At 48.5% G+C, this 13885-nt stretch carries 12 protein-coding genes; 5 read left to right on the forward strand and 7 right to left on the reverse strand.

Annotation, left to right across the window (positions count from 1 at the left end; translation table 11 throughout):
• The first annotated feature begins 9 nt into the window (after positions 1 to 9).
• Positions 10 to 495, forward strand: coding sequence for a tetratricopeptide repeat protein (locus B9N89_RS18795; protein WP_132319726.1), 486 nt, complete (start codon positions 10 to 12; stop codon positions 493 to 495).
• 307 nt (positions 496 to 802) lie between these two features.
• On the opposite strand, the gene B9N89_RS18800 is transcribed toward B9N89_RS18795, so the two are convergent.
• The 3 genes from B9N89_RS18800 to B9N89_RS18810 are packed head-to-tail and all read right to left on the reverse strand — an operon-like array spanning position 803 to position 6049.
• A complete protein-coding gene (locus B9N89_RS18800) occupies positions 803 to 3493 on the reverse strand; it encodes a hsp70 family protein (RefSeq protein ID WP_132319728.1) in 2691 nt (896 codons plus the stop codon).
• On the reverse strand, positions 3486 to 5246 hold the full coding sequence (locus B9N89_RS18805) for an Hsp70 family protein (protein WP_132319730.1): 1761 nt from the start codon (positions 5244 to 5246) through the stop codon (positions 3486 to 3488). Before B9N89_RS18805 ends, B9N89_RS18800 begins: the two co-directional genes overlap by 8 nt.
• Positions 5243 to 6049 carry a DUF2760 domain-containing protein gene (locus tag B9N89_RS18810; protein WP_159455482.1) on the reverse strand — a complete coding sequence of 269 codons (807 nt, stop codon included), beginning with the start codon at positions 6047 to 6049 and terminating at the stop codon, positions 5243 to 5245. The genes B9N89_RS18805 and B9N89_RS18810 overlap by 4 nt, the downstream gene beginning before the upstream one ends.
• Before the next feature lie 151 nt (positions 6050 to 6200).
• Between B9N89_RS18810 and B9N89_RS18815 the strand changes: the two genes are divergently transcribed.
• Complete coding sequence (locus B9N89_RS18815; RefSeq protein ID WP_132319734.1) at positions 6201 to 6854, forward strand: hypothetical protein; 654 nt, start codon at positions 6201 to 6203, stop codon at positions 6852 to 6854.
• 29 nt (positions 6855 to 6883) lie between these two features.
• On the opposite strand, the gene apaG is transcribed toward B9N89_RS18815, so the two are convergent.
• Both apaG and B9N89_RS18825 read right to left on the reverse strand, forming a co-directional pair.
• Positions 6884 to 7306, reverse strand: a complete 423-nt coding sequence (gene apaG, locus B9N89_RS18820) for a Co2+/Mg2+ efflux protein ApaG (RefSeq protein WP_132319736.1) — start codon at positions 7304 to 7306, stop codon at positions 6884 to 6886.
• Between the two features lie 53 nt (positions 7307 to 7359).
• Positions 7360 to 8376, reverse strand: coding sequence for a calcium/sodium antiporter (locus tag B9N89_RS18825; protein ID WP_132319738.1), 1017 nt, complete (start codon positions 8374 to 8376; stop codon positions 7360 to 7362).
• A 143-nt stretch (positions 8377 to 8519) separates the two neighbouring features.
• Between B9N89_RS18825 and B9N89_RS18830 the strand changes: the two genes are divergently transcribed.
• Positions 8520 to 8807 carry a hypothetical protein gene (locus B9N89_RS18830; RefSeq protein WP_159455483.1) on the forward strand — a complete coding sequence of 96 codons (288 nt, stop codon included), beginning with the start codon at positions 8520 to 8522 and terminating at the stop codon, positions 8805 to 8807.
• Here the strand turns inward: B9N89_RS18830 and B9N89_RS18835 are convergent.
• Positions 8804 to 9739 (reverse strand): hypothetical protein, encoded by a 936-nt coding sequence (locus B9N89_RS18835; protein ID WP_132319742.1) that lies wholly within the window; start codon positions 9737 to 9739, stop codon positions 8804 to 8806. The genes B9N89_RS18830 and B9N89_RS18835 overlap by 4 nt on opposite strands.
• An 89-nt stretch (positions 9740 to 9828) precedes the next feature.
• Entirely contained in the window at positions 9829 to 10683 is an 855-nt protein-coding gene (locus B9N89_RS18840) for an alpha/beta fold hydrolase (RefSeq protein ID WP_132319744.1), read from the reverse strand.
• A gap of 278 nt (positions 10684 to 10961) precedes the next feature.
• On the opposite strand from B9N89_RS18840, the gene B9N89_RS18845 reads away from it, so the two are divergent.
• Positions 10962 to 12593 (forward strand): GAF domain-containing hybrid sensor histidine kinase/response regulator, encoded by a 1632-nt coding sequence (locus B9N89_RS18845; RefSeq protein WP_132319746.1) that lies wholly within the window; start codon positions 10962 to 10964, stop codon positions 12591 to 12593.
• Positions 12594 to 12735: 142 nt separating this feature from the next.
• Positions 12736 to 13674, forward strand: coding sequence for a hypothetical protein (locus tag B9N89_RS18850; RefSeq protein ID WP_132319748.1), 939 nt, complete (start codon positions 12736 to 12738; stop codon positions 13672 to 13674).
• Positions 13675 to 13885: the final 211 nt, after the last annotated feature.

The raw sequence follows: 13885 nt of genomic DNA on the forward strand, positions 1-13885 counted from the left end.
AGGTCGTCAATGAAACTCATTCTTTTAGTCACTGTTATGCTGGGTTTAAGTTCGTGTGTGACCCCTAATCAGGATTTTGAGCCTCCTGAGCCAAAGCCGGATCTGCCACCAGAAAAGCCTGAACAGCGCCGACCGACACCTAAAAGTCACCGGCAATCAGGACCGAGGGCTCAGAAAAAAGCAGTGACTCATCTAATTCGCAAATCCAAATCTCATCTCGATGAAGGGCGGATGGATCAAGCCATCGCTTCCATGGAGCGTGCCTATCGCATCGACTATCGAGATCCTGAAGTTTCCTATATGATGGCTCGATCACTGTTCGCTAAAGGTAAAGAAAACCAAGCCGAGCAATGGGCCTTGAAATCTTTGGGCTTATGGCACCCGAGTCAAAGCCATCAGAAGCGCAAGGCCTGGGAGTTGATATCTCAATGCCGCTTACGTCGTGGAGATTATAAGGGTGCGAATCAGGCGATTGAGGCAGCAAGAAACCTCTAGAGCAGCTGTTTTTCGAGTGAAATGCCGCAGGGGGCGCTGCTGATTGTTAAGGGTACATTTTTGTCGAAACAAGACGCAGAGATAGGGCTCAAATTAAGTCTCTAATTTATGGAAACTTAATTGATTCGTTAAAAGAGATTCACAGTCAAACCTTAATTTAGCTATCATCTTGCTAGGCAAGAAAAGCTTTCCCTCCTAGCGGAGGGCCAAGTGTTTCCGTCCCTTTAGTGTGCATTTTGAGCCGGGAGTCTGTAGTCAGGCTTCCGGCTCGGGTCGTTTTAATCAAAGGAATTTTTCCGATCATAGCTCACGAGAGATACAACCCTAGGGGCAAGTCTTCGCCAAACAGTTGGTTCTGATCTTGATGACTGACAGGAACGTATTCAGATACCACGCGATAATGATGCTGGTCTGCGCCCAGTGGCTCCAGTTTTTTGAGAAATCTTTGGCGCCATTCTGGACTAATATCCATCTCCCGATCATTTACCATCCGGCCTGCCTGGCTATAGAACATATTGAGATTGCGGTAAAGATGATCGTGGCCCCGTAGCGGCTCTAAGGTTTCCGCCCACTGTTCAATAAAGCTTGGTCGAATCACATGTTCCGGGCCACCGTAGAGAGGTATACGGCTGGCTAAGCGAGAAAGGCACCAGATCTTGGCATCCATATGGGTTTTGCTGCCCTGTGCGATCTGTTGGGCTAGAGCATTGCCTAATTGTACTTTGCGATTCATATCCACCCGCTCAAGGGAACCAGCAAGTAAATACTGCTGCGCAGAGCTAGCACGATCCTTTTTCAGGCTGGGAAAAATCTTATCCCACAGCAGTTCTTGCCGCTCTTTGCTAAGCCCGCCAGCTACTCGTCGCCAAAGAATCCACCACTGTTCTTGCGCGGAAGCTTCTTTGGGAAACTGAAGGCCCAGTTCATGGGCTCGCCACAATGATTCGATAGCATCCCCATCCTGACTGTGGCCATAACCAGGCCTCATGGTGAAGCCGGCTAGGTTCAGCCAGCTGACCTCGTGGTCCAGGGAACGTCCCCGTCTTGTGAGCCCAGATTCTAGCTTGCTCCAGATGGATCGTAGCGTTACTAGGTCCCAGTCTTGCCGTGGGCGGTCTAACAATTGTTCGAGGCTTTTAGCTAATTGCTTGGGTCTTAGTTGAGGGGAATGTTTTCCTTTTCCATAGAGCCCGCGAATGAGAGCTTCTGTTTTTTCTGTGGGTATCACTTGAACAGCGTGGTTGTTGAACTGTTCATTTGGTGCAGAGTTGGAATCACTAAGATCGAAGCTCAGAGGCCACTGGTCCTGTTGCTCTTGACTATGACATTCGATTACAAGGCTCCCCGTTTCACGAATCCAGGTTCTGAGACTCACGGCAACTAAAGGATTGCCTTTGACCTTGCTTTTTAAGCGAGATTGAAGTCTTGCTACACTTTCAAAGTGAGGCTCAAGGGAAACAATCTCGCCGCTTTCATAAGGTCTTGCCGATGAGTCGCTTAATAATTCAAAAACCACACTGCGATTGAGCTGGGCTCTTAGATCTGGTAAGTCCAAGTCGATCACGGCCTCAGTTTCTTGGCCTTTAGGGATCAGGCACAGTGCTTTGCTTGTTTTGCCTGCACCGACTTTTAGAAATAAGTTCCTAGGGTATCGAGACTCTACCAATCCTTGCTTGCTCACCTTTGCCCCTAGATAAGCAGAAGCGCCTTTGGCTACGGCGAGGTCTAAGTCATCCTGTTCTAGTTGTTCAGGAGCGAAGCCCTGCCATCGTTCCAGCTGCTCGCAGATCAGTTCCTGAATGTATCGTGGCTTCATAGTGCCGCCAGCGAACAAGATGTAGTGAACGTCCGTTCCATCCAAGAATTCGGCCAAATGGTGAGTCACCGCTGGGTCTTGGGCGAATGGTAAACCCCAGTCTTGAAGGGCATTTTCCGATGAATGGCTGACCTGTTTCCGGGGGCAATGGGGGAAAAACTGTTCCACAGTTTTTAAAACGTCAGCCCGTTTGAGCTCCTCGCTGAACGTCTGGCCAAAAAGAGAGCTGCCTCCAAGGTGAGCCGTGATATGGAAGCGATCCTGATCGCTACCGCCGAGGACCTTCTCTTTAATGTCACGGCACTGGTTTAACACTTGGGCCCAAGGATACGAACTCAGATTTTGATCCTGCTTGGCTTCCACCAAGTGGGCTAGAGCCAGATCGATGTTGTCTCCTCCCAAAAGTATATGGGAGCTAACTCGAATGCGAGACACCGGGGTATCTGGTTTCTCATCAAGTTTTAACAAGGTAAAGTCGCAGGTGCCGCCACCGATATCGCATACCAGTACCCGTCTTTCATCCTTCGAACCTGCCAGGGCTTGGTCTCGGCCTTGGGCTTGCCAGTTATAGAAAGCCGCAAGAGGCTCTTCCAAAAGATGAATTGAGTTTTCGGGATAGCCTGCGTTTAAGGCTGCTTTGAGAGTTAGTTCTTGAGCCACAGGATCGAAGGATGCAGGTACCGTGATTGCGATTTTTTGATTCTCAAATCTTAGCTGCTCGTCGATAGCTGCCATTTCATAGTTCCAGCAGAGCCTAAGATGATCAAGTAGCTGGGTTCCTGCTTGAATGGGGGAGAGCCGCTTATCACCTAAAATCTCATCGGAATTCCACGGCAGCAAGGGCTGACTTCTGTCGACGCCTTTGTGAGACAGCCAAGACTTGGCCGAGTGAATCACTTGGTCGGGTCGTTCCATGGCATGGTCTTTAGCTCCAAGACCAACCATCAGATGAACAGGTGTTTCCCCGTGCAACTTGAGTTTGCCCTCGTGGCGCTTGATTTGGCTTTTGCTGAGATAAGCCAGAAACGAGGGTAGGGTCTGGCGTTTAACTTCACCACCTTCATACCATTGGGCGATGTCCAAAACCTGAGGCTGCCCATCTTCTTTATCTAGATCAATATAAGAAAGGGCACAGTTTGAAGTGCCCAAGTCGATGCCGATCAAGTAACGAGGCTTAGTCATGACTCCTCACATCAAATTCTAGATTCCACGCCTTGTCCGATTGGGTATGTTGCATTTTTATAGTCATCGTCCCAAGCTCGTCTATATCAGCGTCGAGCCATACGGGGATGCTTTGGTCTTCGAGATCGTTAAGATCAATCGTGCTTTTTAGGCGGAAGGTATTTTCCAGATCTCGGTCGGCATTGGCGATTTCATCGCCTAGTTGATCACCGGCTCGGGTGCGAGAGCTATAGAACTTAAACTCCACCTCTTGCCCTGCTTTTAACGAAAATGTGCGTTTGGGAAGCCGTAGGTGACTTCCCTCTTCGGTGCCCTGAGGGACAAGACACAAGCCTTTCGTCGGTGCTTTGAAACCAGGAATAGCCATTCCAGAAGACTCGATTCCAAGATAATAAGAGTTTGCTGTTCCTGACTTGATTCTTAAGTGGGTTTGGCTCGTTTTGAGGTGACTGTAAAACGCAGCTCCTTTGGCAACAGCTAGGTTGCAGTCATCCCCTGCAAGGCTTTGGACGGGGGCACCGTTCCATTCGCGGAGGGTTTCTTCAAGCCTTTGCCGCAGGCGAAGGCTGTTGAACACTCCCCCATTGAATAGGATCTTATTGGGCTTAATCTGTTGAGCTTGGCCATCCCAACAAGCTCCCGCCCGGCTGGCAAGGCCTTCATGTGAGGCAATATTTTTTGCAGCCTGGCTTAGAAACTCTGCAAGGTGCTTGGTGATGGCTGGGTCTTGTTCGTAGTTGAGACCAAAGTCTTTCAGGCCACTTTCCACCTCTCTCGTGGGGCGGGCATCCCTGGCACAGGTCGGAAAGAAACCATCGATAATCATTTCCCGAATCCAGGCCTGTTGAATTTCGGCTGAGATTGCTTTGGCAAATAAATCGCTGCCACGGGACGCAATTCCCACGGTGATGCTGGGCAAGTCTGCTTGCAGAAGCAGGGCTTCTTTTGCTTGACGGACCTGGTAAACCAAAGATGCGAACTGCCAGTCGTCGATCGTTTGTCCCTGGTTCTCAAGTTCCATGCGGGCGCGAAAGGCTAAGGCAAGATCCATGTTGTCGCCACCAAGGAGCAAGTGTTGGCCCACAGCCATACGCTCCAGCTCTAGCTCACCGTCAGCGTCTGACACAGCTACGAGGCTGAAATCTGAGGTGCCGCCCCCGACATCACACACCAAGATCATATCACCGTCGCTGAGCTGCTCACGCCAGGTTTCGTGGTGATCGGCAATCCAAGAATATACCGCAGCCAAAGGCTCTTCAAGCAGGGTTAGCTGTTCAAAGCCAGCGGCTCTGGCCGCTTGTTGAGTCAAACGGCGAGCGTTCTCGTCGAAAGATGCTGGCACGGTGATCACCACTCCGCTCCAATCTTTCACCCGAGACTCGGCTGCTGTCTTAACAAACGATAGAATGTATTGAGAAGCCTCGATGGGCGAGAGTTTCTCCTCTGGAATATCGCTGTTCCACGGCAAGATTTTCTGTTCGCGATTTACCTGGTGGTGACACAACCACGATTTTGCCGAACTCACAGTTCGGTCGGGCTGAGACTTGCCCTGATCCTTGGCCCACTCTCCAAATTGAAGCGAATTGGATCCAGGGGGGATAAAAATGACAGATGGTAGGGAATCTCGTTCTAATTCCTCGTTTAGGCCGACGTCTTGACGAACAGGAATCACTTGCGCCTGTTCATCTTTATAGCAGGCAACCGCAGTGTTGGATGTACCAAGGTCGATGCCGACCCCTTGATTCAAACTCATAATTCTACTTCCGCTGGCATGATAATCATATTGTCTGGGTTAAGTGGCGTTGTGCGCCTCGGTAGGCTCAGGCGATTGGTTTTCCAACCTTTGTGCACCAGACGACCTTGTGAGGGTATGGTTTCAGATTGCCTTCCTGAAAAGCGATACAGTTGGTCGGCGTCATCCGTAGCTAGGGCTACCAGGCTTCCTTCTGCATCGTTATGAATTGGAGCAATGTCGAGAAACTCTTGGAGCGCCTTTTTGCAGCCACTGTGTACGACACGGGCGGCTGCACCCACCTGAGCGTCAGGGTACTGGGATATATCGCCCATGACGAAGTCTATAAATCGGCCTTTTTTCTGCAAGGTACTCAGAAGCGTGATCACATCACCTTCTCCACTATTGCTAGCTTGCTGCTCGGCTTGCCGCTCTAGATCCAGGCGTCTCTTCGCCTCTTCTTCAAACTTCTGGTAGACTTCCTGCCGCTCCTCAGCTGCAGTGCTGATTTTTTTGCTTAGCTCCATTGATTGCGACTGAGCTGCTTCTAGCTGGTCTTTTGCCGTTTTTAGCTCCTCAGCGAGAGTCTGTCGAACATGGTTGTCTTGGATCGTCTGATCTTGGTAGTTTTTGAGCCTTGCTGCCATGTCTTTCATTGTTCGCTGACGCCATATGAGCTGGAGCGATGCCAGTGAGGCCAAGGAAATGCCACCTAGGGCGATCCATGGAAGACGGCTCGCGAGGGACGATTCTACCGCGTCAGGAATAACAAGATTTAAAGAAAGCGCAACGGCGCTCAAAAAACTAAGTAGGAAAACAACCATACCATCCTCCATTTCATTGGAAGACCGTTTTACGCAACAGCCGCCTTTGAGACAAGCCTAATCACAAATAATAATCACTATGACATGGTAAAGGCGTCAGTTCTTCTGCCGATAAGGATTATAGCTGTCATTATGGCGAGGGAGTTCAAGCATGAGAGCGATCACGGGGGTGATTCTTCTAGGGGTAGCGTTAGGCATCCCAACGAGTGTCTTGGCGGGGATCGATATCTCTCCGTACTATAGCATCAAGTCGACAAAGTCTGTGACTCCGGGCAACAACAATAAAACCATCGAAAACGAAAAGGTGACTCAGCGCCAAGAGTATGGGGTAAGAGCAACAATTTCAATGTGGCGCTTGCTCAAGTTTCAGGCATCGGTAGGGCAGAGTGAACACACGAAGTCAGAGAACGTTACTGAAGTTGCCGATGAGTACGACGAGATCAACTTTCAGGAGGAGTTGGAAATTGACACAAGTGATCCCACTGCGGACGTTACAATCAAAGAGACCCAGAGAATTGGCAAACTCTCCTTGGTCGTCGATCCAAGCTTTTCTATCTTCATTGCTAGAGTCAAGCTAGGGATCACAGCTCGTCAAAGAATCATCGATCGCTCACAGCAAGGCTTGCCTGATACCCAAGTTGTCGAGGGCCCGACTTACAAGCCCCATTCAGGCATTGGTTTTGGTGTGCGGTTGACATCTCAGATTTATTGGATGGCGGAGTATGAGTTCTACCATTACAAATATCCACCGGACATCGAGCCTTTTGAGCGAGAGTTGAGCGTTTCGTTCTCAGTCTCGATCTAAAAAGGACTATTTTCTTAGCTCACCGGAAGTTAGTGCAAGCGAGTTTCTTCGAAAGAGGCTGGTGGGCTGGCGGTTTCATCATCATCAGGCCGTAGAAAAAAAAGCGGGATTTTGATTTCAAACTCCCGATTCTTGGGCCCTACCATGTAGTACTTTCCTCGCATATTGCCGGTGGGAGTGGTGAGAGGGCAGCCGCTAGTGTAGGAAAACGTCTCTCCGGGGCGAATGATGGGTTGCTTGCCAACCACACCATCACCGATCACATGCTCTTCGTTGCCAGTTCCATCACGAATGATCCAATGCCGGCTCAGTAACTGGCATGGATTCTTACTGTTATTTTCGATGGTAACCGTATACGAGTAAATGAAATAGTGATGGCCACCGCTGTACTCTTCAGAAATAAACTCAGGTTCGACTGTGATGCGAAATCCGTGTGTGTCTCTAAAATACATCGTCCACGAGCCTCCCTTTGATTCTTGCCACCAGCTATAGCATATTCTTTTTTCTAGGTCACGAAGTCTCTCATACCGATGATGGTCATATAAGATACATAGAGGATGAGGAAGACGATTCCAGTTTGTCGGTTGAGGTTAAATTTCACCGATCGCCGCGCCATAAGTCCCAAGAATCCAAATGAAATCAGGGTATGGACCAACATATCAAAGACCCCCCAGGCATTGATGAAAATCGGAAAAAATGTTGCAGCACTGCCCAACACAAACGCCAGATTCATCAAATTTGAACCAAGGATATTACCGATGGCCATATCGCCTTTTTTCTTGCCTGCTGCGGCTAGACTTGCCACCAGTTCGGGAAGGCTTGTACCGAACGCCACAATCGTCAGGCCAATGGTGCTTTCTGGGACTCCCAGTTTTTGTGCGATGCCAATGGCGCTTTGAACGGTGAACTCACCTCCCAGGATGATCATGGCAGTTCCGGCGATTAAATAGAGAATCGCTTTTGAAAGTGGGAGTTCATCGTCGTCTTCACCGTCATCGTTATCTTCGCTGGGAAGAATTTCTAAAACACCGTCCTTTCGTTTGCCAATGATACGAAAAATAAAGGCTACAAAAAAGGCGAGTAAACTGAGTCCTCCGAAAGTTCCAAGCTCTGATGTGAAGAAGATGCCTTCCTTATTATCGGTGCTGCTCGCAATTACTACCACAGCAAAGGTCAGAACCAGCCCGAAGAAAAAGTAAATGTCCTTATGGACCTCTTCAGGGGCTTTCAAGGGCATGATGAGCGATGTGGCCCCTAGAATGAGCAGGATGTTGGCAATATTCGAGCCCACCACATTGGAGTACGATAGTTCCGGAGAACCATAGATCGCAGCCTGGATGGACACTACAAATTCAGGCAAAGATGTTCCAAAGGCAATCACAGTAAGGCCAATAATCAACTCTGATATTTTTAATTCACGGGCCAAGGCACTTGCACCATCAATCAACCAGTCAGCGCCCTTCATTAACACATAAAGGCTAGCAGCGAAAATCAGCACAACGAGGAAAATATTGTCAGGCAAAATGGCCTCCTTCAATTTACAGACGGTCCAGGTACCTAAGGTTGTTACCAGCGTTTCCTGGGATTTTCACCATGGTTTCACGGTTCTTCAACTCCCTCAAGGAAAAAGGCTCGAAAAAATGACTCATTAGGCACCGTAGCCTTTTGAAATCCTTAGCTTTGGCAGCTCTAGTGAAACTATGTATCAATCTGATGCAGGCCATTGGCCGACGGGAAGGTTCTAAGGAGGTTGTGATGGCAATTGGCAAGGTGATTCGGATTCCCCCTAATGGCTATACTTGGGGGCAAGTTCGTGACGAATACGGCAATAGTTGGAGCGTCCGCGGCAGAGACATTCCGTCAGGGAAATCAGCGGGTGACGATCTCGCCTATCGATTGGACTTTAGCAGTCCCACAGATTCCCCAAGAATCGTTTCCATCGAAGATGATTAAGAGCTTTCTTTCAGTTGCTCATCAAGCATCCGATCAATGTCTTCCTGGTTTTCGTTGGCTCGGATCTTAATGCCTTCGAGGGCTTCAAACCGTTCCGCAAGTTCGTCATGGCTTGCCAAGCGGTCGGGCCTGACTCCTTGGCCATCACGCATATCTTTTAGTATGAGATAACTGCACTTGGCGGCATCTACTAATATTTGGTAGTGGGTGCTATCAATCTCGGTGCGATCTGTGCCTTCATAGGTGCGACCAATCGCGTCGATGATTTCAGCTAGATGACGGAGCTTAGGGTATCCTTCCTTGTTGCCAAAGAAGTGAAAAGCGCCAATGAGTCCATTAAACCGCTGACCGATATCGATCACTTGCTGGAGGTTGCTACGGTCTTTGGCGATATCATTAATCATAGTGATGGTATCTTTGATATGAACGGAGGTTTCAATCAAAGTCAAGGCAGGACCCTTCCTTTGCTCCGTCGGCAACCCATTATCACCAGCTTGCAACGGTGCTGCGACGTTGGGCTTTCTCTTTGCTTTTTTGCTGTGAAATGCGCGATTGAACTGAGCTTGTCGAAGGGGCGGACGCTCCAGGAATAGTTTCTTAAAAATGGCTTGATAGCGCTCTTTGTCTTCGGCTTGAGCTTCGTCGATAATACATAGAACCTTTACATCAGGATTGCGGCAAACATTGGCGAATCTGCTGAGAGCCTTTTCAAGATCATGGGGCGAAAACATGGAGCCATCGATCACGAAGTTCAACATTAAATCATCGCGATTGATCGCATCTACAGCATCTTCGATGTCTTCTACTGTTGTCTTCTCAGCAGGGAAGGCAGCCCCATTTAGAAATGAGACGGACTTTGCCTTAAACTCCCGATCGCGACACAGGATGACACTACGAACCTTCTCTTTTCGCAGACCAGCTATAGCTGCCAACTCTAGGCTCCTTCAAAACTTTTCTCTTTCGCCCATCGGCAGCTATTGGCAAAGACTTAGCTTTTTCTATAGCATCAATCCAAAGTTCATCAAAGATGGCCTACATCTAGAAATTGACCAATAATCTTCGCTAATTCCCCTGGTGATTCCATATGTAGGTGATGGCCCCCAGAAACTGTTATCTGGCTAAGCTGTTTAACCATCTCTAGACGTTGCTCAACCAACGCTGCATTTGATAGAAATGTATTGTTGCCTCGAATAAAAAGCGTGGGGCATTCGATGCTCTTTAGATAGGCTTGTACTTGAGGCTCAGAATAGAGACGCGCTGAAGGGAGTTTCAGCCGAGGGTCATGAGTCCATTGAATCCCATCAGGAGTCGCCCGAGTACCGCGAACGGTGAGGGTTTTGGCGATCTCATAGGAAAGGTTGCCAGATTTTTGTCTCGTTTGAATGGCTGCATCGAGATCGTCGTAATACGGATTGGTTCTACCCCCATTGCGAAGCCAGGACTCCACAGCTTGAGCCATGCGGGACGGCGCTTCGTCTTCTGCTAGACTTAAGGGGCCGATGGACTCAATAAGGGCCAAGGACCGAACTCGGTCTGGAAAGCATGCTGCATAGAGGCTCGCAATGGCTCCTCCCATTGAATGGCCAATCAAATGGCAGCGATCGAGATCGAGACTTTTCAAAAGTTCTGCAATGAAAAAAATATAGTCGTGAAAATGACTAATTTGGCTTGGGAGGTGGTGGTCGGACCGCCCGTGACCAGGAAGGTCGATCGCTAAGATTTTTTGCTCATTCATCTCGCTTAGAAGGCTCTTGAAGCTATGACAATTGTCTAGCCAACCGTGGAGGGCGATCACTTCAGGCCTGTCACCTTCAAAGTTCTGAATGCCTGATATTTGCAGATCGAATCGTGGTAGCTGGACCTTGGTTTCAATCATAACGAATGTTCCCAGTTGCTTGCTAAATTTTCAAGGTATCGCTTTTTAAGCATGCTCGTCTAACAAAAAATGGCCAGCGGGCTGATTCCCGTTCGTTTTGCACAACAGGAATCAGCCTAAAAAAACTTACTTTTCTGTCTACATTGCACTACTTGAGGGCAGCTTCTCACATAAAAGCATGGGTTTAGGCTACTTTGCAAAAAGGTGGCGGGGGTTATCGCTCAGCCTTCTGTTGGGATGCCGAAAACGAAGGAGTATGTCGAAATCGGAGGAAACTGATGAAGAAAGCTCCGCTTCCAGAGAACGAAGAGCCTCGGATCAAGCTGCTACAGGACTTGCGAATCCTAGATAGCGAACTTGAGAAGACCTACGATGATATCACGAAACTTGCGGCGAGAATCTGTGGAGTTCCGATCTGTCTTGTCAGCCTCGTCGACGAGGATCGGCAATGGTTCAAATCTCACCATGGTCTGGAAGCCCGAGAGACTCCACGAGACTTTGCCTTTTGTGCTCATGCCATTCTTGGTGATGAGGTTTTTGAAGTTCCTGATGCCCGAAAAGACGAGCGATTTTCCGATAACCCCCTCGTCACAGATAATCCTAACGTGATCTTTTATGCAGGCTATCCTTTGGAAATGGAAAATGATTTGAAATTAGGCACGCTTTGCGTCATCGATCACCAACCGAAGGTCCTCACAGAAGATCAAAGAGATGCGCTCAAGAGCCTAAGCTCCCAGGTCATAACCTTGTTTAAGTTGAGGCGATCAAACTATCGTTTACAAACAGCCTTAGAAAACAAAGCTAATATGCTATCAACCATGAGCCATGAGATACGGACACCGTTGAATGGTGTTCTAGGGATGACCGAACTCCTACTGGACACGGAGTTAGAGCCGCGACAGAAGGAAATGCTTGAAACCGTTCGAGACTGTGGTCATGGCTTGATCACAATCCTCAATGATATACTTGATTTTAGCAAGTTGGAAATTGGCAAGGTCGAGCTTCATGCAGAAGCCTTTGACCTGCCAAAAACCATCCAGAATAGCCTCTACCTATTCGAGTCGAACGCTGCTAGCAAGGGTTTAAGTCTTGAATACAAGTCTCTTGATGGAACGCCGGAACTGGTGATGGGAGACGAGTATCGGCTTCGCCAGGTTCTTCAAAACTTGATAAGCAACGCCCTAAAGTTCACTGAACAAGGTGGTGTCACCGTTGAGTCGACCGGTCGCAAGGTGGAAGACGGATGCGAAGTGACCATCAAAGTAGCCGATACTGGAATGGGAATCGCCAAGGATGCGCAGGTTAAGCTATTTCAATCGTTTTCACAGACGGATGCATCGATCGCACGAAAATACGGCGGCACGGGTTTAGGCTTGGCAATTTCGAAGAACTTAGTAGAGCTGATGCGGGGGCGGATCGAAGTTTCCTCGGAGCTAGGCAAGGGAACAACATTTACTATCGTGATTCCCTTCGAAAAGGCAGATGGCTTGGCGGAAACCACAGAAGGAGAGCAGGAAGAGATCGATGTTAGTGACCTAGCGATTCTAGTTGCCGAGGATAATGGTGTGAATCAGGTCATAGCAAAAAGTATGTTGGAAGCTCTTGGAGCCACCATCGATTTGGTGGAAGACGGTCAGCATGCGGTTGAAGCAGCCAGAACGAAATCCTATGATTTAGTTTTCATGGATTGTCACATGCCTGGAATGGATGGCTATGCAGCAACTCGAACAATCAAAGATGATCTTGGGAACAATGCTCCCTACGTTGTAGCCTTGACAGCATCGAGTACTGAAGACGATCAGAAACGTTGTCGAGATGCAGGTATGGATGACTTCATGAGCAAACCAATTAGTAAAAAAAACCTACGGGCATTTTTCCGGAAGTTTCTAAATTCTAAGCAGGCTGCTTGATCTCTCGCCGTAATTGCTTGATAATCACCGAATTCACCAGTCCACCAAAGACTTTTGCTGTACGTCTGTCACTGGCTACTAGAATTTTTTTTCTTTTAATGCTCCAATAGCGAAAATTTAACTCGATATTAAGGATCGGAATATGAAGCCCGTACTGCTAGTGGTGGCCTGTCTACCGCTTTGGTTGGCCTGTGGTCAGCCTATGGATTCGGAATTAGATGGAAGTGAAACGAAGCTACAATGGTGGCTTAAAATTGCACCACGCTGCGAGGGATTCCCAGCGAAGGAACACTGCGATGACGGTGATACAAATCTGTTCAATGGTCTGCTTTGTGCTGTAGGCGTCGAAGATGCTTGTGATGCTGTTCGGGAAGGTCAGGGTGCTGACGGCCGGTGGTGGCGCTCACCGAGACGAGTTGATGGCCAGATGGGACAAGAGAAAACCTTCTCAAGAGATATGGCAATGGGAAGTTTCCTCTATATCGTGGCAAGTCGTGATCAGGTGGCCGCGCAGTCTTGGTTTGAATGGATGAAATCCAATCGCGCATGTTCTGTAGAAAAACCTTGGGGTGGTGGGTGTTTGATTCGTGGCCCCTGGCGCTTATGCCGGGATGCTAATAATCAAAGCTGTTGGGCAACTCCTGGGATTTTTGGGATCTATCGCCGCGTTTATCGCTATCTCGGCTTAGATCCGGAGCCGATCATGGAGCAAAGCAAAGATACCGACCACAGTATTGTAAAGGTTGAGGCTTCGGTAAATCCACTTGGTTACGAACTCCACCTCAAGGGAGTTCATGTTCTGCTTAAACGAATGATGGGTGAGCAGAGGACCTTGATGGCAGAGGTAGCGGCAATTTTGAAAGATCGGCAGGGGGATAATCCATTTTTTCGATATCTTGCTGATGGCGATACTGCAAAAACACGAGCACTTCTTGATACGATGTGCCCGAAAGTTGGTGAGCTGCCGCAGCGATTCTACCAATGGTCTTGGGAGCGGGATACCAAGGAGAGAGCTTGGGAAGATAGTATGATCTGGGACTGCATCTTCATGGAAATATTAAGTCGAGATGGCCTGCTATGAGGCTTTTTTTCGCCCAACATGAGAGGCTACCTAGAAAAGTCTGGAGAGATCTTGCGGGACTGATGAATATTTAATGACATAAGTTTTATCGGATTCCTTCTGATTGGTAGCTTGTATGGCGTATAAATGACATATCTTGCGACTGAACTGTCTATAATTGCAGTTTTTACGCAAAATTTAAAAATCGTAGTTGACTGGCTGGCCAAGGCAG

This window comes from Pseudobacteriovorax antillogorgiicola, from assembly GCF_900177345.1.
Taxonomy (GTDB): Bacteria; Bdellovibrionota_B; Oligoflexia; order Oligoflexales; family Oligoflexaceae; genus Pseudobacteriovorax; species Pseudobacteriovorax antillogorgiicola.

Coding starts and splice junctions, on each gene's coding strand:
- B9N89_RS18795 (WP_132319726.1), top strand. CDS start 10: ATGAAACTCATTCTTTTAGTCACTGTTATGCTGGGTTTAAGTTCGTGT.
- B9N89_RS18800 (WP_132319728.1), bottom strand. CDS start 3,493: ATGACTAAGCCTCGTTACTTGATCGGCATCGACTTGGGCACTTCAAAC.
- B9N89_RS18805 (WP_132319730.1), bottom strand. CDS start 5,246: ATGAGTTTGAATCAAGGGGTCGGCATCGACCTTGGTACATCCAACACT.
- B9N89_RS18810 (WP_159455482.1), bottom strand. CDS start 6,049: ATGGTTGTTTTCCTACTTAGTTTTTTGAGCGCCGTTGCGCTTTCTTTA.
- B9N89_RS18815 (WP_132319734.1), top strand. CDS start 6,201: ATGAGAGCGATCACGGGGGTGATTCTTCTAGGGGTAGCGTTAGGCATC.
- apaG (WP_132319736.1), bottom strand. CDS start 7,306: ATGTATTTTAGAGACACACACGGATTTCGCATCACAGTCGAACCTGAG.
- B9N89_RS18840 (WP_132319744.1), bottom strand. CDS start 10,683: ATGATTGAAACCAAGGTCCAGCTACCACGATTCGATCTGCAAATATCA.
- B9N89_RS18845 (WP_132319746.1), top strand. CDS start 10,962: ATGAAGAAAGCTCCGCTTCCAGAGAACGAAGAGCCTCGGATCAAGCTG.
- B9N89_RS18850 (WP_132319748.1), top strand. CDS start 12,736: ATGAAGCCCGTACTGCTAGTGGTGGCCTGTCTACCGCTTTGGTTGGCC.